The sequence below is a fragment of the Paenibacillus sp. JT31N17 genome, from assembly GCF_056269255.1.
The window spans coordinates 646,514-672,022 of sequence record NZ_JBWDNP010000002.1; the positions used below are offsets into that span (position 1 = coordinate 646,514).

Below are 25,509 nucleotides of genomic sequence, written 5' to 3' on the forward strand. Positions count from 1 at the left end.
TAACGTTACGTCAGATTCAAGGGCCGTTTATAAACAATGTTAATGAGTTGAAGGTATTGGAGGGATTGCAATGGAGCATCGGAGCTGGAAGATAGGGGAATTGTCTAAACGAACGGGGGTAACCGTTCGGACGCTGCATCACTATGATCAGATCGGCTTGTACTCGCCTTCCCGGGTTACTGAAGCGGGGCACCGCTTATATACAGATATTGATGTTGCCAAGCTGCATCAGATCATCTCGCTGAAGCAGCTGGGACTCTCGCTTGAGGAAATCAAAATCTTGATCAATAACCATGATTACGATCCAATCGTAATATTGAATCTGCAGCTTTCCCGATTAGACGGGCAGATAAACACAGTGGTAAGGCTGCGTGACCGCGTACAGGAGATTTCTGACCTGCTTCATTCAGGGCAGCCGGTATCGAGCGAGAGGTTTATGATGGTTTTGCAAATGATGAGGATCTTGCAAAGTCCGCATTTTATGCCGGGGCAAGCAGCAGATATGAGAAACCGGTTCAAATCGGCGAAGGCGAACGAGCTGGATAAAAATATTGCGGAAGGGCGGCAGCTTGTTGCCGAATTCCGGAAATTAATCGAAATGGGCAAGCTGCCGAATGATTCATTAGCAGTTGAATTAGCCAAACGCTGGAAGCAAAAAATGGACTCATTTACTCCTGCAGACGATAAATTTATACAATCGGCTGAGCGGTATTATACAGAGAATCCGGAAGAGGCCATGCAGTACGGAATGGATAGTAAGCTTTACGAGTATATTAAGCAGGCTTTATCTTTAATTTGAAACAGCAGGATATTTAAGAAATAATGACTCGGCTGTTTCCTGACGGCAAATCGATACCATGCCGACAGGCTGGGTTCAAACGACTTATTGTACCGGTACAGTTTAGCTGATTTCAGCTTGAAATATGATTGTTTGTACCGTAATCTTGAATTCATAGCTGACAATATAAACAGGATGGAGGTTGATGCCGGATGAAAATTATTGTTGCAGGAGCGAGCGGCGTAATCGGACGGGCGCTTATCCCGCTGCTCCTCAAAGCGGGACATGAGGTGGTTGGGTTAACGCGCAATACGGAATACGCGGCAGAGCTGAATGATAAAGGGGTGCAGCCTGTAATTCTGGACATCTATGACCGGGATGGCGTATTCGCCGCTCTCCGCGAAGCCAGGCCGGATACGGTGATTCATCAGCTTACGGCGCTGAGCGGCAGAAATTTCGCTGAAAATGCCCGGATCCGCAGGGAGGGCACGCGTAATCTTGTGGACGCTTCGTTAGAAGCGGGAGCGCGAAAAATGATTGTGCAGAGTATCTCCTGGGCATATTCACCTGGCAATGGACCTGCTGGCGAAGACACGCCGCTGGATCTGGAAGCCCCTTTGCCGAGGAAATCGACGATCGATGGCATCCACGCATTGGAAAGCGCGGCTGCCGAAATGCCGGAGCACGTCATTCTTCGTTATGGACTGTTGTATGGAGCCGGAACCTGGTATGCCCCGGACGGCTTTATAGCGCAGCAGGTTCGTCAACAGGAAGTGGCTGCGACGGCAGGCGTCAGCTCCTTCGTCCATGCGGATGACGCCGCGCAGGCTGCACTTCTCGCGCTGCAATGGCCTTCCGGCGCCTTCAACATTACCGATAATGAGCCGGCTGCCGGGACCGAATGGCTGCCGGTCTATGCGGATGCTCTGGGCGCTCCGGCACCAGGCGTTGATCCGGCAAGCGCGGCCGCATGGGAAAGAGGAGCGTTGAACGGCAAGGCGCTTCAGCATGGCTGGAAGCCGCGGTATGCTTCGTGGCGGGACGGTTTCCGCTATGCCTTGGGATGAACGGGCAACGCAATTAAATAGACTTCGTTATCCACTCCATAATGCGCCAGGCGGCGTTGCAATTTTGGCGGAAGCCATAGATTTCCCCCTGAACACAAACGGCAGAAATGTCGTTTTTTTTTATGTTTACAAACCCATATTCAATACCCGCGGTAACCATAATAGGGTTCGGAAATAAAACCGACCTGAGCACATACTGCAATTCATGAAACAGATAAAAAGGCAGCCCGATTTGTCATATAAAGTATTGACAGCTATTTTTTTAGGATATATAGTTAGTTACATAAGTAACTAACCAATGTAGCTGTTGATAAAAATAGCCCATAAAGGGGAGAGGTAAATGACAACGGTACGCAATACTCCAAAGGATGGAACGCCGGCGCTTGAGCTGCAGGGCATTTATAAAGCTTTTGGCTCGAAGGTGGCAGTCGACCATATCGACTTGACGATACCGGCAGGATCGTTTTTCGGACTGGTTGGACCAAACGGGGCCGGCAAGACGACCACGTTATCGATGGCGACCGGATTGCTTCGCCCGGATGCCGGTACGGCGCGAATATTCGGGGTGGATATATGGCGTACCCCGGCACTTGCCAAGGAGCTGATCGGCGTACTCCCTGACGGCATGTCGATGCCGGAGCGGCTGACCGGCCTGGAGCTTCTGAAGTATATGGGCCTGCTGCGCAAGCTGGATGAAAAGACGGTAGACTTTCGCTCCCTGGAGCTTCTAACCGTACTGGACCTTCTGGATGCTCGGGAAACATTCGTAGGCGACTATTCAACCGGCATGCGCAAGAAGATTGCCCTGGCGACCGCTCTGCTTCACGGCCCCAAGCTGCTGGTGCTCGATGAGCCGTTCGAGGCAGTGGATCCCGTCTCGGCGGCGACGATCAAGAACATTCTCCGCCGCTTCGTGGAGCATGGCGGTTCCGTCGTATTTTCCAGCCATGTGATGGCTACCGTGGAACAGATGTGCGACTCGTTGGCTGTCATCAGCAAAGGCAATGTGAAGGCTGCGGGTCCGATGAAGGACGTGCAAGCAGGCCAAAATCTGGAGGATAGATTCGTCGAGCTCGTCGAAGGGCAAGCCGGAGGCAAGGAGGGGTTGTCGTGGTTATTGTCATGATGCGGATGAAGCTGGCTGTTCTGCGGGGCAGCCTCAGCGGCCCGAGCCTGGTCCGGCTGGGCTGGGGCGTGATCTTCGGCTTGACCGGCGTCATCCTTACGTTTGCTCTGGGACTGCCTGATCAAGTATCGCCGCGCCTTGCCAGTGACAGGCTCATGATCATTTTCGGTATATGGACGCTGGGCTGGGCACTCGGACCGATTTTATTCAGCGGGGAAGACAAGACGCTCATACCGGAGAACTTCAGGTTTTTGCCGGTTACTCCGAATCAGCTTGCAACGGGACTTCTCGGCGCGTCATTCATCGGGGTTCCCGCGGTCATCAGTTTGCTTGCTTTCATTCCTCTGGTTATTTATGCTGCTGGCCTTGGCGTGATGCCGGCGGTTGTTGCCATACCGGCGGTCATACTGCAGCTGATTCTCGCCGTTGCCTTGTCCCGTGTTGTGACGAGCGTCATGCGAAAGCTCACCAGGTCCCAGCTCAGCTCAGCATTGGGAGCGATGGTAACAGGAGCTATCATGGCCTTCTTCATCTCGGGGTGGATGCTGCTGGACGCGGATTATAATATCATGACGCTTGAACTCCCTGCGCGGCTTTCAACTCTCCTGAATGTCCTCCCTTCAAGCTGGGGAACAGCAGCAGTTGAGGCCGCGCGCAGCGGACAATGGGCATTCTCCACCGCCTATCTGGCAGGAATGGTTCTTGTCATTCTGCTGCTTCGTTCCTTATGGGCGATCTTGTTGGTGAAACGGTTAACGACCAAGCCGCAGCGGAATCGCTTATCCAGCAAGCCTGACTCCCCATACGGCTTTTTCGCCAACCGGACGGGAACGGTAGCCCGCAAAGAACTCATAGCGTGGGGAAGGGATTATACACGATCCGGATTTGTTTACTTCGCCTTATTCTATAGCATTTTCTTATGTCTATATCCTGTATCTGCCGGCAATTTATTTTTACTGCCATGGACCGGGGCAATCTTCGTCATCACGGCGGCAGGCACCACTGCCAATTTGTACGGGTCGGACGGAAGCGCTCTGTGGATGACGCTCGTTACCTCACAGGCCGAGCGGTATGATATTCGGGGACGACAGCTGGCTTGGCTGTTGATTATTGCGCCTCCGGCTCTGATTATCACCTTCGCCATGATTTTTATCAGCGGATATTACTGGGCTGTGCCGCTTGCGCTTCCGCTTATTATTGCAGCTTTGGGTGCCGGAGCCGGACTTGTTGTGCTGAATTCGGTCCACCGCCTCGAACCGATGACAGACGCACACAAGCGCGGCGACGATATGTTCGACCATCCTATAGGCTGGTGGCAATTCATGTCGCTGATGCTTGTAACCCTGGTCCTGATCGCTCCCGCTTTTGGATTGGCGGTATGGGGAACCTATCTGGATATGGATTGGGTTCAATGGTCGGGGGTTCCGGCAGCGCTTCTGACCGGAAGCTTCTACTACTGGTGGTTTGGCCGTCTGGCCAGCAAAAGGCTGGAAGCCCGCGGACCGGAGCTCCTTAATCTGATGCTCAGAGGGCATGACCCTGTCCAAGCGGCGGCGGCGGATTCCGTCAAACCTGATTTTTACGTCGTCACAAGAAGCATGTCCGCGGGCGTCAAAACCGTCTTTTATTTCTGCGTGTTCTTCGGTCTGCTCGCTTTGTTTCCGCAAGGTCTTGTTCCGCTTGGCATCAAGCTTTCCGGCGGCGGCGATCCCCTCTGGTTCCTCGCCCTCTATCTTCCCGGGTTGTGGCAATGGCCGGTCATTGCGCTTATGATTGGCGTGGGGCTAATCGCTTTTGGCAATGCCGTGTATATCTATTTCTCACAGAGAAGGAAGTTGTCCGCAGTTGATTCCCGGACGATGGAAATGGTTGAAGGTAAATCATAAAACACCAAACTTGGAGGACCGGTTGCGCAGTATGCTTCCGGTTCGAGTGGCCGCAGATATACATGGCAGCATATTTGCGGCTTAGGCATTTTATAATTCCAGCTGAATATAGTGAGTTATAAAATTGCAGTACAAGAGAGGAGAATTACGATTACTTATCCCGTATATCCATATATAGGCTGGGAACAGCAGTGCACCAATGTCCCTGTCGTTTTTCCGCCGCAGCATCAAAACAGGCGGCCGGGTTTTGAGTACCTGATGACTCCGCGGCCGATTTCCGAGAATCCTGACTATACAGGCAGCGGCAGGCTGAATAATAAGATTGCGATTATTACTGGCGGGGACAGCGGAATCGGACGGGCCGCCGCCATAGCCTTCGCCAAGGAAGGGGCGGATCTGGCGATTGTCTACCTCGATGAGCACCAGGATGCGGCTGAAACGAAACAAATGATCAACAAGCTTGGCCGCCAATGTCTGCTCATTGCCGCAGATCTAAGAAAGGAAGAATCCAGCCGCTACGCGGTGGAGGCCACGATCCAGGCTTACGGACGGCTGGACATTCTTGTGAACAATCACGGCGTGCAGATTCATCAGGCAAGCATCTTGGATATTACGAGAGAGCAGCTGATGAATGTATTCCAAACCAATATTATTTCTTTTTTCGAAATGACCAAAGCGGCGCTGCCTCATCTCCATGCAGGAAGCACAATCATCAATACGACCTCGGATACCGCCTTCTCAGGCTCGGACCATATGATAGATTACACAGCTACGAAAGGAGCCATCGTATCCTTTACGCGTTCGTTAGCTCTTTCGCTTGCGGGTCAAGGGATACGGGTCAACGCGATCGCGCCCGGACCAACCTGGACACCGCTGATCCCGTCCGCATTCACGGCAGAAGAGGTAAAAACCTTTGGAACGGATGTTCCGCTGAGAAGACCGGGGCAGCCGTTTGAATTGGCCCCTGTATATGTTTTGCTGGCTTCAGATGATTCCTCCTACATATCGGGACAGATATATTTTGTCAATGGCGGCTCGGTCGTTACCTGAAGCAAGGGGTTGGAGAATAAGGAACCATGGTGGAAAACAAGATGGGACTGGTATGTGCCAGGGAGCAACGGATCCAGGGAGTGGCTGATGGCAAAAAAAAGCGGTTATCCGGCAGCTTTCCGGATGACCGCTTTTTTATGGAGCCTATAAGATCAAGAGATATACGAATATGATTTGCAGATTAAGCCGGGTTCTGTTTTGGCAGCAATAGCTGGAAGGTTGCGCCCTCCGGTGTGCTGCGCTTCAAAGCAAGCTGGCCGTTCATGGCGACAGCGAGCATTCGGCTGTACGTGAGACCCAGACCAAGGCCGCCGACGGAATGCTTCTTGCGTTCGCCCCTGTAGTACCTTTCGAATATGTTGGCGTGTTCGTCCTCTGGAATGCCGGGGCCATTATCCTGAACGAGAATTTCAAAGTCCTGATCCGAATGCTCGGAAAGCGATACGGCAATCCTTCCTTCATCCTTCATTGCCTGTCTGCTGTTATTCATCAAATTCACAAGAATTTGTTGAATGCGGCTGGCATCTCCGACTGCCATGAATGTGCGTTCAGGTATATCGGCTGCAATTTCGAGACGGCTGTCCTGGTAGAGAAGACTCCATTGATAGACGATCTCCCCCAGTAATTTTCCCAAATCGATCGAATCGGTTTGAACGCTGATTTTACCGGAAGCAAAGGAGTTGAAGTCGAGCAGGTCGGATACCATATGCTGCAGCCGCTGGGTCTGTTCCAGTGAAATATCCAGAAATTCTTCCGCTTCGTCAGAGGTTACGACATGGTCCCGGACAGCGTGAATCAGACCGTGAATAGAGGCGACTGGCGTTTTCAGCTCATGAGTCACTCCGGCAAGCAGCTCCGTCCGCAGCTCCTCCAGCTTTCCCAGACGTGCCGCCATCGCCTGGAAGGAGACAAAGAAATCATGAATCTCCTTTTCTCTTACATGCTCCGGAACACTCAGCCGGTAGTCTCCGGCTTCCATTTTTTTCAGCGCTGCGGCAAGCTGAAGGATCGGTTTTCTTAATTTTCGCGACAGCAAATAGATCATTATCCAGCCTAATACGCCTGAACACAAAAGCAGGGAAATAATCAGGCCGTAGTCTTGATTCACCTTGGCAAGTTCCCGGTAGGAATAAGAAATGGCCACAGTTCCGATAATGGAATCCCCATAAGCGACGGGAGCGGAAATGCCATACATATGTCCTGTTTTCTCTACGCGGATCTCATCGGCAAGAGGGGGGGCGGAGGGAAATACGGGGTCGGCTTCCGAGGGATCGGTCTCTGATTCTGACGGAGGTGCGGAGGCTGGAAGCGGAGGATTGCCGGATTCCGAATCCTGCGAAGGTCCTTCTTTGAAAAATAATGAGGCTCCGCTGCGATCAAATACGGTTAATCCAAATTGCCCCGGGATTTTATAGCGGCGCTGCGTTTTATCGATCCATTCGTAGAAATCGCCTGGAATGGCGATTTCTCCTTCCCCGTCTGCAATATATTGAGCCGCTGCTTCAGTGAAGGCTTTGAGAGAATTCATTCGCTCCTTCATGGTATCATGCCGGATCCACAGGACGGACGCGAATCCGATCGTGACCAGGCCCACGAATAAAGTAAGCACGTAGCGGATAGTCCAGTGACTGAGCAGTGTGCTCCGTTTATTTGAGCCCGTTCGCATAAAGCTGATACCCCGTTCCTCGCATTGTTCTAAGTTCTCCCTCTTCCGCCGGCCAGTGCAGCAGCGCTTTGCGCAGCCGTTTGATCGCTAAATCCACTGCCCGGTCGCTGCCATCATAGTCGATTCCCCATACTTTCTCAATCAGCTGCTCCCGGTAAAAGATCTGATTCGGATGCTCCGTCAAAAATAATAGAAGAGACAGGTCGCGGGGCGTAATCGACAGGCTCGCGCCGTTCAAATAAACGCTGCGGGATTTAAAATCGATCCTCAGGCTCCCGATCACAACCTGTTCCGAGCTGACCAGCGACCGGGGAGGACGCCTCAGCACAGCATGAATTCTGGCGACAACCTCTTCCGGCTCGAAAGGCTTGGTCATATAATCATCGGCTCCTTCGTTCAAGCCGTGGATGCGGTCTGTTACCTCTCCTCTTGCGGTCAGCATAATGACGGGACAGGGGCCTTTGCGGCGGATGCCGTTCAGCACTTCCCAGCCGTCCATGCCTGGCAGCATAACGTCGAGAAGCACGAGCTCAGGCCGGACGGTATCGAAGGACTCCATCGCCTGGAGGCCGTCCTTGAATATTGCACAGTCAAAACCGGCCTTGCGAATATATGCCGCGAGCACCCGGGAAATCGGATCCTCGTCTTCAACGATCATAATGGTTCCCACTCTATATCCCCCGATGTCTGATGCGCAATATGATTCCGCTTCAGAAAGAATTATACAGTCCGGTGCACGGAATATCCATACTTCGAAGATTGTCATGTGTTTCATTATAAGCGATGAAGATGTCAGGTGAATGTCAGAGCTTTGACTTCATCTTGACATAGTTCAGGCTTATATTGAACCGTGACGGGAAGAGGGGAACGCGAAGTGAAAATCAGGCTTCTATTGATCGCAATTGGGTTATTCCTGTCGGGTTGTTCCGCCGAAAACAGGAGCGCCGGGGATCAGTCATCCGGTACGGAGCCAGCCGCCGCCTCGCAGCCGGACAAGTCTGTTGATGGATCCGTTCCGGCTGCCAGCTTTACCCGGGGCTCTGCTCATGTTGCCGTTCCGGCTGATTGGTATGCCGTTGATTTCGACAATACAAGCTGGCCGCAGGTGTCGACTTATTCCGAGAAAGAGGCAGGGGTGGACAATAAAAATCCCTACACCAATCTCAGGGAGGAATTCAGTAAAGGCAAATTTATCTGGACAGGCAATTTGAAGCTGGATAATGAAATTCTGCTGCGGTATACGGTTGAGCAATAACAGGACAGGCGTTCACCCTTTAGGCTATTCCCCACCTTCCGATATTCGGAGGGTTATTTTTTTTTTATTTCAGACAACGGCCTGGAGGATCAGGCAATCATTTGCGATGAATGGACTATCTCCTTCAATCGGAATCGTTTCATAATGTGGAAGAGACCAAGCAATTGAAGTCAGGAAGGGAGAATACGAAATGAATCAACATTCAACTACTCATCCGTACGTCGGCATGTGGGTCACCAAGGATGGCCATATCCGGCAGGAGCTTCTGCCTGACGGCCGTTACGATGAAGCCCGCGGCAACCGGAAAAGCGCCTATACGGGAAGCTATAGCGTTAAAGGCAACCGCATTGATTATGTGGACGATACCGGATTTACTGCGGATGGCGAGTTTCGGGACGATGTTCTCTATCACGGAGGAATGATTTTTTACCGGGAGGAAAAAAATGTATAAAAATATTTCAAAAAAAGTTGTGGCTATTACAGGAGCAAGCAGCGGAATTGGAGAAGCAGCCGCACGGCTTCTGGCTGCGAATGGGGCACATGTCGTATTGGGAGCAAGACGTCTCAACCGGTTGGAGGCTGCCGTAAACGCTATTCGTGCTGAAGGCGGCTCAGCCGAGTACCAGGTATTGGACGTTACAAGCAGGGAGCAAATGGAGGCTTTTATCGGCTTTGCTAAAGATAAATACGGCCATGTGGATGTTATTGTGAACAATGCCGGGGTTATGCCGCTCTCGAAGCTGGAAGCGCTGAAAGTTGACGAATGGGACCGCATGATCGATGTGAATATCCGCGGCGTGCTTCATGGCATAGCGGCAGGCCTTCCCATTATGCAGAAACAGGGATTCGGCCAATTTATCAATGTCGCTTCCATAGGAGCGTACGGGGTAGTTCCGACCGCTGCTGTTTATAGTGCCACGAAATACGCGGTCCGGGCAATTACCGACGGGCTGCGCCAGGAGGCCGGAAACGGTATCCGGGTGACGCTTGTTTCGCCGGGAGTAACGGAATCGGAGCTTGCGGATCATATCTCCGATGAGGAAGCACGGCAGCAGATGAAGGAGTATCGGCGTATTTCAATTTCAGCGGCTGCTGTCGCCCGGACAATACTATTTGCGATGGAGCAGCCGGAGGACGTGGATGTGAACGAGATCATTGTAAGGCCGACCGCAAGCTCCAATTAGCTGCGGGTTATTGCACGGGATTATCGACTGCAGACGTTTGAAATAAAGTAAGTCATCCGGGGCCCATGATTATTTTCACTATTGAATCACTCTCGAATCGGGGATACTTTGATTTAGAAGCCGATTAAAGGGAGTGTATGGAAGCATGAGTGCGCCCGCGTCTATGGTGATTTCTGTATTGATTTTTATTCTCATCGTTTCCGGTCTGTCCCGGGGCATGAAGAACCCGATCCGGCAATCGGGTATCACGCTGCTGCTGCCGATTATTTATATCGCCACCTGCTTGTTTCAATTGCTCGATCCGGATCTGCATGTGCGGGAGGATCAAATTATTCTTGCGCTGGTGGCAGGTCTCGTTATTGCCGTACCGCTTGTTATCGCGACAAATTTTGAAATCCGGTCAGACGGCATTTATTTTCAGCGCAGCAGTGCTGTATTTGTCATCCTGATAGTGGTTTTTGCGCTCCGCTTTGCACTGATGGGATTGATAACGGGTATTGATTCAACAACACTTGAATTTATTCTTAATGTCGCCACTCTAAGCTACATCGCGGTTTGGAGAATCGCGATCTTCGCTAAACTCCAGCGTGCCGTGAACAGCCGGGCACATGTCTGATCCTTATTATATAAAAGGCTCTTGCCTTAAAGTCAACTTTAAGGTGTAAGATTGTTTTACATTCCGACAATGATGGATATTCTAATTCAAATGGGTTTCGGAATGAATAAACAATCAAAGGCCGGTGGAGCAGGATGACGTCATTTACAGGTATTAAAGATACAGCACAACAGCCGATTCCCTCGGGCTTCGGTCCTCAATCAACAGCCAGGGAAGTCATCGGCAGCCGCGATCTGACAGGCAAAGTTGCCATAGTGACAGGCGGTTATTCCGGTATCGGACTTGAAACCTCGCGGGTTCTGGCGGAGGCCGGAGCGGTGGTTATCGTACCCGTGCGGACGCCGGAGAAAGCGCAGCAAGCACTTGCCGGCATCCCGCGGCTGGAAATGGAAACGCTGGATCTTATGGATCCGGCTTCGATCGACAGCTTCGCGGAACGGTTCCTCGCTTCGGGAAGAGCGCTCGACATCCTGGTGAACAGCGCAGGCATCATGGCAAACCCGCTTACAAGGGATGCCCGCGGATATGAATCCCAATTCGCGACGAATCATCTCGGGCATTTCCAGCTGACGGCAAGGCTTTGGCCTGCCTTGAGCAAGTCCGAAGGGGCCAGGGTCGTTGCCCTGTCCTCGCGGGCGCACCGGCTGGGCGGGCTCGACTTTGACGATCCGAATTTTGAACGCAGGGAATATGACAAATGGAAGGCCTATGCCCAGTCCAAATCGGCCAATATATTGTTCGCCCTGGAGCTGGACAAGCGTGGAAGATCTTATGGAGTCCGCGCCTTCTCCGTTCATCCCGGTCTAATTCCGACTGATATAGGGCGCAGCCTGACAGCGGAAGAAAATGCTCCCCAGATGGTGAAGGACGAGAATGGGAAGCCGGTTGGCGGCAGGAAAGCCGATCAAATGAAGAACGTTCAGCAGGGAGCGGCGACGAGCGTCTGGTGTGCAACCAGCGGTCAGCTGGACGGAATGGGCGGTGTCTACTGTGAGGACAGCGATATCGCTGAAGCTGTCCCGGCCGATAGTGTAAAGGGCACAGGGGTTCGGCCATGGGCAGTCGATCCCGATGATGCGAAGCGGCTCTGGTCGCTAAGCGAAGAGCTTACAGGCGTGAAGTTCAGCATCTGAGCGGTTAATTGAGCTATAGGATAGGTTGGAGCAGGCCCGGGGCAATCCCGGGCCTGTTTTTGTGAGGTTCCAGAACAACCCATGGCGGCAGGGGGCAGCGCATAATGCGCATGCCAGGGCAGACATGAATATTTCCGGATATGCAGCGCACATGAAGAAATCCTGCAAAAACAGCAATCCAGAAGAAACTGCAGTTCCGATTTTATGCTACTATTCGTTTTAAGAGAATAATCCGGACTATTCCAATAGGATGAAAAAGGAGCTGAAGGTTTATGCAAAAAATCACCACCTTCCTGTGGTTCAACGATCAGGCGGAGGAGGCAATCAACTTTTATACGTCTATCTTTAAAAATTCAAAAATTTTGAGTCTTCACCGCAACCAGGGAGCGGTTATGTCAGGAACCTTCCAGCTGGAAGGACAAGAATTTATGGCATTGAACGGCGGTCCTCATTTCACCTTCACGCCTGCCATTTCGTTATTCGTGAATTGTGAGACGCAGCAGGAAGTCGATGAATTGTGGGAGAAGCTGTCCGCTGGCGGATCCAAAGAAAGATGCGGCTGGCTGAGGGACAAATACGGGCTGTCCTGGCAGATCATACCTTCTGCCTTGGGTGAAATGCTGCACAGCGAGGACGCTGAAAAATCGGGAAGAGCCATGAAGGCGATGCTTCAAATGGATAAGATCGATATTGCGCTTCTTAAACAAGCCTACAACGGGTAGGCATGTTGAACAGCCGGCTTGCCATAAAATTATACCCCCGAATCAAGGTATAATTTTTATGGTTGACTTAAGATAAATGATCGTTTATTATTGCTTCATGAGACAAAGAGATGACAACAAAATAGAAGCGATTTACGATGCCACCATTCAGCTTGTGAATGAAATCGGCTTTGCCGAAACATCCATTTCCAAGATTGCCAAGAAAGCCAATGTATCGGCTGCAACCATTTACATTTATTTTGAGAATAAGGAGGATATGCTGGGGAAAACCTATTTGAAGGCCAAAAAGATGATGAGTGAAAAATTGTTTCATGGGATGGATGAAGCAGCTCCTGTGAGAGAACAGTTTAACTTCTTTGCCCGGAACTTTGTAAAGTTCATTCTAAACCATGGCGATAATTTTATGTTTATGGAGCAGGTAACCAACTCCCCGCTGCTGCAGAATTGGTGTCTGGAAGAAACCAGTTCGCTGTACGAGCCGGTATTCAGAATGTTTGAAACAGGCAAGAGCGAAAAGCTATTCAAACAAGAGGATGTTAATTTGCTTATCATATATTCTGTGATGCCCATCGCGCAGCTCGCCAAGGCTCAGATCAAGGGCGAATTTCTATTCGATGAGAGAAGCCTTCAAACAGCCATTCAAATGAGCTGGGATGCAATAAAGACGTAGACAAATTTTTTTCCATATAAATAAATGAACACTTTTTTATTTTAATAATTATAAATAGACGTTCATTTATGAATAAATTATATTTTTGGAGGACGCATGGAATGAAAGTAATCATTTTTGGAGCAAGCGGTCTTACAGGCCGGCAGCTCATCGAACAAGCGCTGAAGCAGGGACATGAGGTTACGGCATTTGTGCGAAAGGCGGGCCGAATCCCGCATGCGCATAAGAACCTTCGCATTGTGGAAGGTGATGTGCTGATCGCGGATGAGGTGGAGCAAGCGGTTGTCGGGCAGGACGCGGTGTTGTGCGCAATAGGAGCAAGCGGCGGCAGTCCGCCTGATATCTGTTCCGAAGGAACCGCGCATATCCTCTCCGCGATGCGCAAGGCCGGCGTTCCGCGGATCATTGCGGTGACGGGGTTCGGCATCAGCCGCGACAGCCGGCTGCAGATGAGGTTCGGGACCAAACTCGCGGTGTGGCTGTCTGTCCTGCTTTTCCGCCGGGAGTCCATGGATAAACGGCAGCAGGACAGCCGTATCAGGCAAAGCGGGCTCAGCTGGACGATCGTGGAGCCTCCGACGCTTACCGATGGGCCAAGGACGGGACGTTACCGGCTGGATACGGCGCGTGCTCCCATGCTTGGCAGAGTCTCCCGGATGGATGTGGCGGTTTTTATGGTTGATCAGCTAGAGAGTCATAAATTTAACAACAAATCCACAGTCATCTATTAGGAGGAAATGAATCATGAGTATGCAAAAAGGCGATCTTTGTTTGGTAACGGGAATCAGCGGATATCTGGCGTCCTGGATTGGGCATTATCTGATTGAGGAGGGCTACCGGGTCAGAGGAACCGTTCGAAGCCTTAATAATCGTGAGCAATTGGAGAAGCTGAGCGAGCTGCTGCCCGGCATTGAATTTGTCGAAGCCGATCTGAGGAAGGAAAACGGTTGGGATCAAGCGGTGGATGGGGTGAAGTGGGTATTCCACGTCGCAAGCCCGCAGGCGGTGAAGACGGAGACCGATCGAATCGGCGGGGCTACCAAAGGCACGGAATTTCTGATGAATGCCGCGCTTTGCTCCGATACGGTGAAAAAAGTCGTGGTTACGAGTTCGGAAGCGGCAGTGGCTTATGGCCACCCTTCTTCCAAGACAACGTTCAATGAAGATGACTGGACGGACGCGAATGGGCCCGGCGATTATTTCCGCAGCAAGACGCGGGCGGAGAGAATTGCATGGGAGATCGCACGGGATCAAACACGCAATCCGAAGCAGGTGGCGCTGTCTACTATTAATCCGAGCATGATTCTGGGGCCATCTCTCGTGCCGTGGGCGCGCTTCAGCAGTGAGACGGTGAAAAACATTGCGGAAGGCAAAATGCCGATGTTCCCGGATATGACGGTTTATTATGTCGATGTGCGCGACTGCGCCCGCATGCATATTGCGATTATGAATGATCCCGAAACGAATGGCCATCGTCATTTGAGCATGGCGGCAAGGGGGAAATATTTCGATCTCGCCGAGCTCATACGGGATAACTATTCCCAGCTTGGTTACAAGGTAACATCAAGAGTGGCGCCGCATTTTCTGTTATGGATAATGAAGTTTTTCAGTGCCGATGTCGCATCCATTTATTCAAAATTGAGGGTAAATACCGTCATGAAAACGAAATATCCGAATGTTTACAAATACAAGACACCCATTTGCTTCAGATGGTCCGGGATACGATGGATAATCTTATTGCGAGCGGCATCATCGAGCCAAGAGGCAAGTAAGCTTTTTGCTTCGCCATTACGATCCATATAGAATAGTTCAGGGCTTGGTATTGTTTGCGAGGGCTTCCGCGCCCAGTCCAATGGCTTTTAACAAATCTATGAGTTTCAGCTTATCCTCTTTGCTGATAAATGATAGATTATTGGAAATCACTTCAGCATGCTTCGGAAAGATGCCGCCGAGCAGAGCTTGACCTTGCTGTGTAAGGGTTACATTGGAGCCTCTGCGGTCGGTTGGACTTGGCTCGCGTCTGACATATCCTTTTTGTTCCAGTTTATCGACGACGTAGGTGATGCTTCCGCTGGGAATGGAGAAAATCTCGCTGATTTTTTGGATGGGATGGGGACCTTTGCTGTAGAGCAGCTCCAGAATCATGAAATGCTCCTGACTAATGCCATGATCCTCAATATCGTTTCGTACATTGTCAAAGACGGCTCTGGAAGCTTTCATCCATATCCGGAACAGTCTCAGGTCAAGCTCGTTGTGCTCATCTGGCTGTGACATTGCCTTGCCTCCTTTTATAAATCAGGACCTCCGGATTGGAGGTCCGTTGCCTGCGTCGAAACAACTGCTCTATCCATAGCAAAAGCAAGCTGGATCAGAAGAGAACTGACCCGGCTTGCTGCTGATTCGAGCATGGAGCATTGCAATTCTTATTAACGCAATGTTTTCAACGCGCCGCTCCAGGCGATAACCTGGTCAAGCATCGTGTTAACCGCAGACTCCTGGTGAGGGGCCGGTTTGAAAACACTATAATTCTCGAAATCGGTGATCAGGGAAAGTCCGACCTGAGCGCGTACATCGGCGATATGAAGCTCGCCTACAATCAGCCTCAGATTCTCGATTGCGCGCGCGCCGCCGCTGCCGCCATAGCCCACGAAGCCTGCCGCTTTATGATTCCACTCTTTAAAGAGAAAATCAATGGCATTCTTGAGCGCGCCGGAGGTTGCATGGTTGTACTCGGGTGTTACGAATACAAAGCCGTCGAAGGAAGCAATTTTCTCAGACCAGGCGATCGTATGCGGTTTGCTGTATTGTCCCATGGACGGCGGTACCGGCTCATCGAGCAATGGCAAATTGAAATCCGCAATATCCACAAGCTCGAATGAAGCGTCGCTGCGTTTCTTTGCAATATCGGTTACCCAGCGTGCTACAGCTTCACCATTGCGGCCCGGACGTGTGCTTCCAAGTATAATCGCTATTTTTAACATCGTAAACTCCTCCATGAATTCTTTTTTTTGAAATCGAAGACCATCGTGTATAGATGCGTAATCTTAGACTAGTTTGGACTAATCAGCTACGTTTTATTATGATGCTTGTGATGAAAGCTTTCTGGACTTCACTCCCTCCCAATCCTATATAAAATAATCATATATATAATATTTATAGGACTTTTTAATCCTAACATTAGGATACTTTATTGTCAATCGAAATATGGGCGTGAAGATTTGACTGTCGAAGCAAGCCCGGATATGAAGCGGTTATTGACTGCGGCTGCGATGGATGGGTACGATGAATAACAGACCCGCAAGAAAACATAGACCGGCCAATTCATACACGATGGCAAGGGACCATGCATCCTTCAGAACACCGGAAGCACTCATCATAAGAAGCATGGAACCGGTCATAAGCGGTGTCCGGATTCCGGTAACCCGGCCGATAAACGCTTGCTCGGTATGATTCATGACTAACGTATTGTTGCCAATAAATATAGCCGGCTGCAGAAGCGCTATAATGAACTGCGCGGCCATCGTAATCCAAAGTACAGAAGATAATCCGATTAGCAGGATGCCCAATCCGTTGACAAGCAATCCCATCAGAAGAAGACGCTGCGGAGCAATTCGGGCAGCCACAGCAAACGCTAGGACTCCTCCGAGCATTTCCCCCAGTCCGTAAGGAATGGTGATCCATGGCAGGTCATGCGCCGGCAACCCCAGACGATCGGTGACGAGGAAAATACTTAAAGGCGATATCAGCCCTACGCCGAGTCCGACAAGCGTGAAGCATAGACTAAGGCGCAAAAGCTCCCTGTTGAAGATGACATAACGAATGCCGTCCGCCATCTCACGAAGCAGGGAGGCCGGTTCAGCGGACTGATCCGAGGGAACTGCCGGATCTGCCGGAATAAACAGCATGACAAATGCGGATATGAGAAAAGAGACACTGGTTAGCAGAATCGAGACACCAATTCCTGTCTGCTGGTAGACAAGCGTTCCTAGAATCGGACCTATGATCATAAAAACTGAAAAAAGCATCTGAAGCAGTGACATGCAAATTGGCGCTTCTTCATCCTTTACATGGTTCTTGAACAGCTTCATGCCGGATGGCTGCGCAAACTGTGATAGAATCGAGGAAATCAGGGCAGCGAAAAACACGGCCGTCCATGATCCGGATTGTATCAGGAAGAAAACAATCAATACCGATAAAGCGCTTATGCCTTCGCACCAGACGACCGTTCTTTTGGGACGCCACCGGTCCGCGAATACACCGCCAATGAATGAGAAAATAAAGATCGGCGCGTACTCGGCGACAGCAATCATCGAAACGGCCAGCGCATCCCCATTCGAGCTTTCCATGACGTATAAGAGGACCGCCATATTTCTGATCCAGATTCCGAATTGTGAGAAGAGATTGGAAATCAGAATGACGCGTACAAATTTGTTGCGAAGCAGGTGAATGGAATTTGACATGGCTATGCTTCCTCCTTGATATCATCTCGGACGTAAGCTTAGGCCCTCCTTCAAGGGGAGAGTCAAATTATTTATGGTCGCTGCCCGGACTTGACTCTCCTCTTAGGGAAGGCTTTAGAGTGGAAATTGAAAGGAAGTGAGCCAGATGCTCTATACGGTAAAAGAGGTATCGTCATTATCCATGGTCACGATCAAGACGCTTCACCACTATCACAAGATAGGTCTCCTTATTCCGCACGAGATCACGGAAGCGGGATACCGGCTGTACGGAACGAAGGAGCTTGAACGCCTGCAGCATATTTTGTTCTACCGGGAGCTGGATTTCCCTCTGGAGACAATTAGGGAGCTGCTTCAAGGAGAGCAGGAACGGCTGTCCATCTTGTCGCAGCAGGAGGAGCTGCTGCTTGCCCGCAAGCAAAGGCTGGAAAACATTATAGAAACCTTGAAATTATCCATGGAGCACACAGAGAAAGGGGAGAACATGAATAAACGGGATTTGTTCAAGGGCTTTGAAACCATGGAGGAGTGGAATGAAGCGCTGCGCGGACAAAATGATTATTTGAAGAAGACCTATTCGGTCGACGCTCTGGAGGTTGCCGAAGCCGATGTACAGAAGATGAATGAGCAGGCATCGGAGGCGGCAGCATTTATGATGCATATGGCAGATGCATTGAGAGCAGGCTTGAAGCATAATGATGCGATAATGCGGGATGTTATCCGCAGCCATATCCATTTTATGAATCAGCACGGCCATCAAATATCCGCTCATGATTTTGCTGCGCAAACACGCTTCTTCCTCTCTGACGACTTTCATCTTCGCATGCTTGAGGATCAGCAGACCGGCCTGGCCTATTTTCTTGCCGCAGCGGCAGAAGCATTCGCGGCAGAGGACACAGCAGGCGGGTAATGGAAGCAATAGGGGATATCCGGGAAATGATAAATAGATGATAGTGAAGGAGATCGGGCATTTGCGTCAGCTAGCCAGGGAGATCAGCAGGCATCAGGAGATCGGCGTTTACGAGGCGGCACAGCTGTATGGGAAGACAGGGAGATACCGCTTCCTGCAGTTTTCGGACCATGCCGTGCAGGGGGCAATCGACTTGAAGGATCCGAAGCGGATCGTGCTGGAATATCCACGGGCCATGATCCATCTGATGGAGTATAATTATCCGTCGTTCGAGGATGTGTTTGTCATCGGCCACGGAGTTGGCACTATTGCCGGCCATTACCCGGACAAGCGGTTCAAGGTGGCGGAAATTGACGGAAGGGTGGTCGAGCTGAGCAGGGAGTTTTTTGATTACCGCATGGAGAATGTAACCATTGGAGACGGTCGGGAGCTGCTGGCGGATGAAGAGCCTGGAAGGCTGGATTATATTATTTTGGACGCCTTTACCAGCAGGGGAACTCCGCCTCATCTGACAACCGTGGAATTTTTCGGTATGACCCTTGAAAAGCTTGGCCCTAGAGGCTCCATTATGTTGAACCTTATGGGAAAACCCAGGAACGACACTGTAATCAATGCCATTCACACGACGGTCCGGGAAGTATACGCCTGCACAAAAGCTTTGCTTCTGCCGGGGGAGGAAGCGGCCGGTATCGGGAATATTATCATTATGGGAAGCGGCAGAGCTGTTGAATTCCAGGCGGAGGCCATGGCAGGATTTCGGGAAATTGAACTGGAGCCGGGACATATCATAAGGGACAAGAAGCGGGACTTCTGATTCGGAGCGCCTAAAATATGATAGAGAGAGGCGATTGATTTGGAATGTGTCATTTTCATAGGGATCCAGGCATCAGGGAAATCCACTTTCTACAAAGAAAAATTTTATGATACACATGTAAGAATCAATCTGGATATGCTTAAAACCAGACACAGAGAACATATTTTTGTCGATGCGTCAATTAATGCCAAGCAGCCGTTTGTTATTGATAACACGAATCCAACGAAAGCGGACCGGCAGAAATACATGGATGCTGCCCGCAATCAGCAGTTCAAGGTTACAGGCTATTATTTTGAACCGAACCTGGAGGAATCAATGGCGAGAAATGATAAACGCAGCCAGGGAAAGGTTCCATTGCCGGGCCTGAGGAGCACACTTCGTAAATTGCAAAAACCGGATTTCGATGAAGGCTTCGATCAGCTGTACAGCGTTCAGATTGTTGACGGCGTTTTCACGGTTTCGGAATGGACTTGACAAAGTGGAGGAGGATGAATATATGAGAGTAGGAGATGCACGGGCAGCAGCGGCGGAATGGATCTTGCAGGAGGCCAGCCGCGAGGCCGGATTCAGGGGGGCGTATTACAGCGGATCGACGGTGGGACTGCCTGATGAAGCCGAGCTGCCGCCCGCTTCCGACGTTGACGTTGTGATCGTCGTCGCCGGGGACGAGCCTCCGCTCAAGCTCGGGAAATTCATCTACCGCGGCACGCTGGTGGAGGCCACGTATCTGTCCTTGAGCCTGTTCAATTCGGTCGAGGATGTGCTGTCGTCCTATCATCTGGCAGGCAGCTTCCGAGCGGATACCATCATTGCGGATCCTACCGGGTACCTGCGCAGTCTGCAAATTCAGGTATCGCGCCAATTTGCCGGGCGGAAATGGGTTCTCCGCCGGTGCGTGAACGCACGGGAGAAAATCGAGAATGGGCTGAATTCATTCGACACCGCCGCGCCGCTGCATGATCAGGTCACATCGTGGCTGTTTCCGACCGGCATAACCACGCATGTTCTGCTCGTAGCCGCGCTTCGCAATCCGACCGTCCGGCTCCGCTATCTCGCCGCCCGCGGTGTGCTGGAGGAATACGGCCATTCCGGACTGTACGACGAGCTGCTGGAGCTGCTCGGCTGCGCCCGCTTGACTCCCGGGCGCATTGAACATCATATATCGGAGCTGGCCCGGACCTTCGACGCCGCGGCGGCTGCGGCCAAGACTCCTTTCTTCTTCAGCACCGACATCACGGCCGCGGCGAGGCCGATTGCGATCGACGGAAGCCGCGAGCTCGTACGGGCGGGCAATCACCGGGAAGCAGTCTTCTGGATCGCTGCGACCTTCGCTCGCTGCCACAAAATTCTCGCCGCAGACGCTCCATGGGACCTGCAGCATGCGCATGCTCCGGCCTTTCTTGCCATGATCGCTGACCTTGGCATTCACTCCACCGGTGACCTGACCCGCCGCGCATCTGACGTTAAACGGTTTCTGCCCAGAGTCTGGGAGACCGCCGAGGCCATTATATCGGCGAATCCGGACATCGCAGCTGAGTAAACAACGGCAGAAATTCTGTCTCCGGCCTCCTGTCCTTAATGCATAATGCTGAGCTTGCGGTAAGCTCTGGGGGAGACGCCTTGCCATTTTTTAAACATTTTGCTGAAATTATGAAGATCGTCATAACCGAGCTGACGGCCGATCAGCTCGATCTTCATGTCGGTTTCACGCAGCATTCTTTTCGCTTCCCGGTGCCTGACAAACTGCAGGTATTTATGGGGGCTCATCCCGATAATATCCTTGAACAGACGGATAAAATGATCCTCGCTCACATTAAAGCGCTCCGCCATCGCCCCGTTTGGCCAGGTCCCGCCAGGGCTGTGCTCCATGTCCGCAGCAAGGTTCTGCACCGCTTCATAGTATTGGGACTGCAGGCTCGGGCGGCTGGACTTCGCAGGAAGACTTAACAATTGGGTAAAAATCAGCAGCATCAGTCCCCTGCACGCCAATTCATAGCCCGGATTCCCTCTTCCTCTCGCATGATCCTGCACAATCCGCTCCATCCATTCCACCATTTCAAATGGAATTCCCTCGTAATGCAGGCCGAAAGCCGGCAGATCCTCCCCGTTCACAGGCAAGGAACAAAACCGCTCCAGAACCACCTTATCCTCCTGAACGACAATATCCTGCTCGGCCAGGGCAGAGTGCTCATTGAAGAAATCAAAATGAATCCCCAGCAGCCGCGTGTCCATCTCCGTAAGGATCTCAATCCGATGCCGGATGGACGAAGGCAGCAGAAGCAAATCGCCCGCCCCGGCGGGAATCCGGCTGCTCTCATCATCAAAATGGATCTGCAGCTCGCCCTGGAAGACATACATCAGCTCGAAATCGTAAATGGTCCGCAGCTGCCCGCTGCTGCGGGGGACATGCTGAATCTGCGCCCAGTGCACATTTGGCCGTATTTCCGTTAATTCGAGGTATCGCGGTTTGGGATGCCGGAACATAAGGACATTCGCCTCCAATGTCGGAAAAGGATAACTTATCATCGATCTCTACCAAATATATCACAGCTTATTTGTGCTAACATCTCATTTAACATGATAAATAAGGTGGAATGAACCGATGAGCGGCAATATGGAACAACAATTCGCGGAGAAGGGTTATGTCGTGATTGAGGACCTGTTTTCGACAGAGGAAGTGCGGAAGCTTAAGCTGGAAGCGGCCCGAGTGCTGGAGGAAGTCAAGAAGGAGAAAGGAGCGGAGGCGGTTAAGCATGGCGTATACGTAGGCATGTCGGCGGCCAGCGCCTTATTCAGGCAAGCGGCGGCAAAGCCTGAATTGGCCGCGGTCCTCAAGAAAATTATCGGGGAGCAGGTCATCTTCCTCAGCGATAAAGTGGTATTCAAGGATTCAAAGGTCGATTTCGGATCACCATGGCATCAGGATTATCCTTACTGGGAAGGCAGCCACAAGTATTCCGTCTGGATCGCACTGGATGATGCGGCACGCGAGAACGGCTGCCTGAAGATTTTGCCGGGCTCCCATCTGAAAGGGGCGCTTCATCATGGCGAAGGAGACAATGACGGCAACGGCTTCTCCAGCCGATTGAAGGTAGAGGATATTGACCAGTCGCAAATTGTGGATTTGCCTGCCTCGCGGGGAACCGCTATTGTGTTCCATGATCTGCTCTTCCACGCCTCCTACCCGAATCAGTCCGGCAAAGACCGGGTGGCCTTGATTTCGACGTATAAAGACGGAACGCAGGAAGATCCGTCCTACGAGTGGGCCAAAGCAGCCTTTCCCATCTGATCCTGCAGAGGGTATGAATGTATTGCCGATGAATAGCACCTGACGTGTAAGGAGAAATATTTGCTTGAAAATGGTTACGAAGGAGCCAATAGTCCATGTTCACAACGGAACGGCAAAGCACGCATCACCAGATGCAAACCGTACTGCTCGACTACATGAAGACGATCTCCGGCTGGATCGATGGGGAAACGGGTGCTATCGAGGACCGCTGGGATACGATATACAGCGAGAACTATACGGCAGGCACGGCGGCGGTTATATTCGCAGGCGGAGCAAGCTTCAGCGGCGATAAGGAAATTACAAATACGGCGCTTCGTTTAATCCGGCGCTCGACTCTGCGCCTGAAGGATCTTAACGCGGCCCCGTTCACCCGCCTGTTTATCTACCATTTTGGCATGATGGCGCTCCTTATGCTGCCTGAAGAGGTCCGCATTCGTCACAAGGGGGAATTTGCGGAGGATTTTCTGCATGGCGAGCCGCAGGATTGCGGCACGATTAATCTCAACTGCGCTGCCCTGCAGCTGGGCAACGAGCTGTTCCTGGAGAAGCTGGGGTATCGCCCTGCCAATGAAGCGTTCATCGGGCAATTAATGGCGCTGATCGAAGAGCGGGAGCATGAAGGGTTTCTGAACGATTCCTTCGATTATCACGATCAGGAGACGTTCCGCGAGCATGACGGGATGCCGATTTCCTATTCCGCCTTTATTATGTTTATTCTGACCGGTGTTCTGGCGGCCATTGAGGAATGGCCGCCTGCGCATCAGAAGATTCGGACGCGGCTGGAAATCCTGATTGAGAAAGGGCAGCAGTGGCTCAATCACGCTACCTCTTTTGATGGTACTTATGCAATGATGGAGCGCAGCCGCCATCAAATGTTTACCTGGGGCTCGTTCGTAACCTATCAGGCTTACGCGGGGATGGGCGACGAGGGGTTGTTTACGCGGGCCTTTCAGTCCTGGCTCCCCTATAAGAAAGCTGACGGCACATACAGCATTACTCCCAACTATCTGCCTCATGAGCTTCGTACAGGCTACGAATGGTACACGCTGGTGAATTGTTACGGCATCCTGGGCATGACAGGCATCTCGGTTGCAGAACGGATCATCAGCCGGGACCTGCAGATGGAGCGGGCCAATGAGCGCAGCCCCCTGCCCGCAAACAATCAATACATGGATTTGCGGAGCGGATATGCATTCATCCGCAGCCACGATGATTTCTTCGCCGTCAGCCTGCGCATGCATCTGGGCAAGTACAGCCCGGCTCTCTGCGGTTTTCACTACCGCATAAACGGGAGCAAGCCGCCTCTTGCCGAACCGAAGCTGAATGTGAACGGTTTGGCGGCCGGACTTTATCAGCAAGGGTATGATTTGGGAGCCTGGGAAGGGTTCCTGCTGCGCGACGCTGCGGGTAATCTCTGTTTCCCCGATATGACATCGAATCCGGAGGTGCAGTGGCTGGATAACGGTATTGCGATGACAGCGCAAAACGAACATCTTGTTTGCCGCAAGACGATTTCGCTGATTGGCTCGGGGATCGAATGGACGTATCAATTGAAAGTGAACAAGAATTTTGTCAGCTGTGAGCATATTCTGCCGCTGCTGCTTACGGATGGCCGCAGCGGCACGAGACTCGAAGCCCGGACCGGACATGGCTGGAAGCTGGCCTATGGGGATGCAAAGTATGAAATTTCATGCGATGCCTGCGACAATATCATCCGTACACCTGAAGCGGTCTATTCGAACACCAATAATCTGTCACTGTCACGCTCCTTGCTGTCCGTGTCCGGCGTATCCGCGAATCTGTCGCTGGTCGTATCAGGACCGCTTAAAGCCGGAGACGAATGCTCATGGACAACACGCTTTGCGGAATATTTATGAATGCCTGACTAGGGCGGCAAAGGGGGAACACAAGAATGGAGTATACACAGCTCGGCAGAACGGGATGGAGGGTTTCCAGGCTGGGGCTCGGGGGCGCGCCGCTTGGCGGGGATTTCGGTGAAACGAATGACCGGGAGGTTGAGAAGGTGGTTCATGCCGCCCTCGATCTTGGCATTAATTTCTTCGATACGGCCCCCTTGTACGGGCGCGGGGAGAGCGAGCGCAGGCTGGGTCTTGCGCTTCGCGGCCGCCGCGACCGCGTCATTCTGGCGACCAAGGCGGTGATGCGCGGAGATTCCTATTCCTACGGGAATACGATCCGTTCCGTGGAGGAGAGCCTTGACCGGCTGCAGACGGACTTTATTGACCTGATCCAGCTGCATGAGCTGGAAACATGCGGGGAGGAAACAGCCATGAGCGATACGCTTCCCGCCTTCCGCAAGCTTCAGGAACAGGGCAAGGTCCGCGCGGTTGGCGTGAACGCCGGGCAGGTTGCGATGCTGCTGCCCTTCGTGCAGGAAGGGCTTGTTGATACGGTGCAGACCTTTGGCAAATATACGCTCATCGATCATACGGCTTCCGATATCCTGTTCCCCCACACACGCGGCCATGGAGTTGGCGTTATTCACGGCAGTCCCTTGGCCATGGGGGTTCTTGCGGACAGCCCGGCGCCGTTCATGGCTAATTATCAAGCCAAGCTTCTGGAAGGAGAGCGCCGCAAGGCGGAGCTCGCTTTCCTGCGTCAGCCGGGAACGGGCGGGCTGATCGAGCCGGCGATGCGCTTCAGTCTCGGCTGTCCCGATATCGCGGTGACCTTGACAGGAACCACAAGCGTCTTGGAACTGGCGAAGAACGCGTCGTATTGCGACGGCAAGGGGCTTGCGCCTGAGCTGCTGGAGCAGGTTTTATCCTTATTCAAGGGTGAAGCAATGATATAAGTTCTAAGGCTAAGGGAGCTTGTCTATAAGTCCGGAGGGAAGAAACTTGTTGTGCCGCCAGAGGATGGCGA

At 51.8% G+C, this 25,509-nt stretch carries 27 protein-coding genes; 21 read left to right on the forward strand and 6 right to left on the reverse strand.

Annotation, left to right across the window (positions count from 1 at the left end):
• The first annotated feature begins 70 nt into the window (after nt 1–70).
• From AC0YOB_RS10335 to AC0YOB_RS10355, 5 genes are all read left to right on the forward strand, one after another.
• On the forward strand, nt 71–799 hold the full coding sequence (locus tag AC0YOB_RS10335) for a MerR family transcriptional regulator (protein ID WP_475792768.1): 729 nt from the start codon (nt 71–73) through the stop codon (nt 797–799).
• 191 nt (nt 800–990) lie between these two features.
• Nucleotides 991–1,845: an NAD-dependent epimerase/dehydratase family protein gene (locus AC0YOB_RS10340; RefSeq protein ID WP_475792769.1), complete on the forward strand. Its 855-nt coding sequence runs from the start codon at nt 991–993 to the stop codon at nt 1,843–1,845.
• Between the two features lie 340 nt (nt 1,846–2,185).
• Nucleotides 2,186–2,971: an ABC transporter ATP-binding protein gene (locus AC0YOB_RS10345; protein WP_475764857.1), complete on the forward strand. Its 786-nt coding sequence runs from the start codon at nt 2,186–2,188 to the stop codon at nt 2,969–2,971.
• On the forward strand, nt 2,956–4,857 hold the full coding sequence (locus AC0YOB_RS10350) for a hypothetical protein (protein WP_475792770.1): 1,902 nt from the start codon (nt 2,956–2,958) through the stop codon (nt 4,855–4,857). Before AC0YOB_RS10345 ends, AC0YOB_RS10350 begins: the two co-directional genes overlap by 16 nt.
• A gap of 111 nt (nt 4,858–4,968) precedes the next feature.
• Complete coding sequence (locus AC0YOB_RS10355; RefSeq protein WP_475792771.1) at nt 4,969–5,907, forward strand: SDR family oxidoreductase; 939 nt, start codon at nt 4,969–4,971, stop codon at nt 5,905–5,907.
• A gap of 181 nt (nt 5,908–6,088) precedes the next feature.
• Here AC0YOB_RS10355 and AC0YOB_RS10360 read toward each other — a convergent pair whose 3' ends face one another.
• The gene (locus tag AC0YOB_RS10360; RefSeq protein ID WP_475792772.1) at nt 6,089–7,573 is read right to left on the reverse strand and encodes a HAMP domain-containing sensor histidine kinase; all 1,485 of its coding nucleotides are present in this window, start codon (nt 7,571–7,573) and stop codon (nt 6,089–6,091) included.
• Nucleotides 7,554–8,243, reverse strand: coding sequence for a response regulator transcription factor (locus tag AC0YOB_RS10365; RefSeq protein ID WP_475792773.1), 690 nt, complete (start codon nt 8,241–8,243; stop codon nt 7,554–7,556). The genes AC0YOB_RS10360 and AC0YOB_RS10365 overlap by 20 nt, the downstream gene beginning before the upstream one ends.
• Nucleotides 8,244–8,447: 204 nt before the next feature.
• Here AC0YOB_RS10365 and AC0YOB_RS10370 point away from each other — a divergent pair, with 204 nt between their 5' ends.
• From AC0YOB_RS10370 to AC0YOB_RS10410, 9 genes are all read left to right on the forward strand, one after another.
• Nucleotides 8,448–8,828, forward strand: coding sequence for a hypothetical protein (locus AC0YOB_RS10370; protein WP_475792774.1), 381 nt, complete (start codon nt 8,448–8,450; stop codon nt 8,826–8,828).
• A gap of 190 nt (nt 8,829–9,018) precedes the next feature.
• Nucleotides 9,019–9,279 (forward strand): Atu4866 domain-containing protein, encoded by a 261-nt coding sequence (locus AC0YOB_RS10375; protein WP_475764874.1) that lies wholly within the window; start codon nt 9,019–9,021, stop codon nt 9,277–9,279.
• Complete coding sequence (locus AC0YOB_RS10380) at nt 9,272–10,012, forward strand: SDR family oxidoreductase (protein WP_475792775.1); 741 nt, start codon at nt 9,272–9,274, stop codon at nt 10,010–10,012. Before AC0YOB_RS10375 ends, AC0YOB_RS10380 begins: the two co-directional genes overlap by 8 nt.
• A 145-nt stretch (nt 10,013–10,157) precedes the next feature.
• Nucleotides 10,158–10,628, forward strand: coding sequence for a CcdC protein domain-containing protein (locus AC0YOB_RS10385; RefSeq protein ID WP_475792776.1), 471 nt, complete (start codon nt 10,158–10,160; stop codon nt 10,626–10,628).
• A 134-nt stretch (nt 10,629–10,762) separates the two neighbouring features.
• Nucleotides 10,763–11,761, forward strand: coding sequence for an oxidoreductase (locus AC0YOB_RS10390; protein ID WP_475792777.1), 999 nt, complete (start codon nt 10,763–10,765; stop codon nt 11,759–11,761).
• Between the two features lie 272 nt (nt 11,762–12,033).
• Nucleotides 12,034–12,483, forward strand: a complete 450-nt coding sequence (locus AC0YOB_RS10395; protein ID WP_475792778.1) for a VOC family protein — start codon at nt 12,034–12,036, stop codon at nt 12,481–12,483.
• Nucleotides 12,484–12,559: 76 nt separating this feature from the next.
• On the forward strand, nt 12,560–13,153 hold the full coding sequence (locus AC0YOB_RS10400; RefSeq protein WP_475792779.1) for a TetR/AcrR family transcriptional regulator: 594 nt from the start codon (nt 12,560–12,562) through the stop codon (nt 13,151–13,153).
• A gap of 101 nt (nt 13,154–13,254) precedes the next feature.
• Nucleotides 13,255–13,884 (forward strand): NAD(P)-dependent oxidoreductase, encoded by a 630-nt coding sequence (locus tag AC0YOB_RS10405; RefSeq protein WP_475792780.1) that lies wholly within the window; start codon nt 13,255–13,257, stop codon nt 13,882–13,884.
• Nucleotides 13,885–13,897: 13 nt separating this feature from the next.
• Nucleotides 13,898–14,956, forward strand: a complete 1,059-nt coding sequence (locus AC0YOB_RS10410; RefSeq protein ID WP_475792781.1) for an NAD-dependent epimerase/dehydratase family protein — start codon at nt 13,898–13,900, stop codon at nt 14,954–14,956.
• A gap of 6 nt (nt 14,957–14,962) precedes the next feature.
• On the opposite strand, the gene AC0YOB_RS10415 is transcribed toward AC0YOB_RS10410, so the two are convergent.
• The 3 genes from AC0YOB_RS10415 to AC0YOB_RS10425 all read right to left on the reverse strand — a co-directional run bounded on the left by AC0YOB_RS10415 (nt 14,963) and on the right by AC0YOB_RS10425 (nt 17,613).
• A complete protein-coding gene (locus AC0YOB_RS10415; RefSeq protein WP_475792782.1) occupies nt 14,963–15,427 on the reverse strand; it encodes a MarR family winged helix-turn-helix transcriptional regulator in 465 nt (154 codons plus the stop codon).
• Between the two features lie 152 nt (nt 15,428–15,579).
• Nucleotides 15,580–16,134: an NADPH-dependent FMN reductase gene (locus tag AC0YOB_RS10420; RefSeq protein ID WP_210037454.1), complete on the reverse strand. Its 555-nt coding sequence runs from the start codon at nt 16,132–16,134 to the stop codon at nt 15,580–15,582.
• A 270-nt stretch (nt 16,135–16,404) separates the two neighbouring features.
• A complete protein-coding gene (locus AC0YOB_RS10425) occupies nt 16,405–17,613 on the reverse strand; it encodes an MFS transporter (RefSeq protein ID WP_475792783.1) in 1,209 nt (402 codons plus the stop codon).
• 145 nt (nt 17,614–17,758) lie between these two features.
• Between AC0YOB_RS10425 and AC0YOB_RS10430 the strand changes: the two genes are divergently transcribed.
• The 4 genes from AC0YOB_RS10430 to AC0YOB_RS10445 are packed head-to-tail and all read left to right on the forward strand — an operon-like array spanning nt 17,759 to nt 20,874.
• Nucleotides 17,759–18,520: a MerR family transcriptional regulator gene (locus AC0YOB_RS10430; protein WP_475792784.1), complete on the forward strand. Its 762-nt coding sequence runs from the start codon at nt 17,759–17,761 to the stop codon at nt 18,518–18,520.
• A gap of 37 nt (nt 18,521–18,557) precedes the next feature.
• Nucleotides 18,558–19,334 (forward strand): spermidine synthase, encoded by a 777-nt coding sequence (locus AC0YOB_RS10435; RefSeq protein WP_475792785.1) that lies wholly within the window; start codon nt 18,558–18,560, stop codon nt 19,332–19,334.
• Nucleotides 19,335–19,373: 39 nt separating this feature from the next.
• Nucleotides 19,374–19,808, forward strand: coding sequence for an AAA family ATPase (locus AC0YOB_RS10440; protein WP_475792786.1), 435 nt, complete (start codon nt 19,374–19,376; stop codon nt 19,806–19,808).
• Nucleotides 19,809–19,830: 22 nt separating this feature from the next.
• Nucleotides 19,831–20,874: a hypothetical protein gene (locus tag AC0YOB_RS10445; protein WP_475790050.1), complete on the forward strand. Its 1,044-nt coding sequence runs from the start codon at nt 19,831–19,833 to the stop codon at nt 20,872–20,874.
• Nucleotides 20,875–20,909: 35 nt separating this feature from the next.
• Here the strand turns inward: AC0YOB_RS10445 and AC0YOB_RS10450 are convergent, their stop codons facing one another.
• On the reverse strand, nt 20,910–21,818 hold the full coding sequence (locus tag AC0YOB_RS10450) for a helix-turn-helix domain-containing protein (RefSeq protein WP_475790051.1): 909 nt from the start codon (nt 21,816–21,818) through the stop codon (nt 20,910–20,912).
• A 118-nt stretch (nt 21,819–21,936) separates the two neighbouring features.
• Here AC0YOB_RS10450 and AC0YOB_RS10455 point away from each other — a divergent pair, with 118 nt between their 5' ends.
• The 3 genes from AC0YOB_RS10455 (at nt 21,937) to AC0YOB_RS10465 (ending at nt 25,438) form a co-directional block, all read left to right on the forward strand.
• Nucleotides 21,937–22,623: a phytanoyl-CoA dioxygenase family protein gene (locus tag AC0YOB_RS10455; protein WP_475792787.1), complete on the forward strand. Its 687-nt coding sequence runs from the start codon at nt 21,937–21,939 to the stop codon at nt 22,621–22,623.
• Nucleotides 22,624–22,718: 95 nt separating this feature from the next.
• Nucleotides 22,719–24,500 (forward strand): hypothetical protein, encoded by a 1,782-nt coding sequence (locus AC0YOB_RS10460; protein WP_475792788.1) that lies wholly within the window; start codon nt 22,719–22,721, stop codon nt 24,498–24,500.
• Between the two features lie 35 nt (nt 24,501–24,535).
• Nucleotides 24,536–25,438, forward strand: coding sequence for an aldo/keto reductase (locus AC0YOB_RS10465; protein ID WP_475792789.1), 903 nt, complete (start codon nt 24,536–24,538; stop codon nt 25,436–25,438).
• The last annotated feature ends 71 nt before the right edge of the window (nt 25,439–25,509 follow it).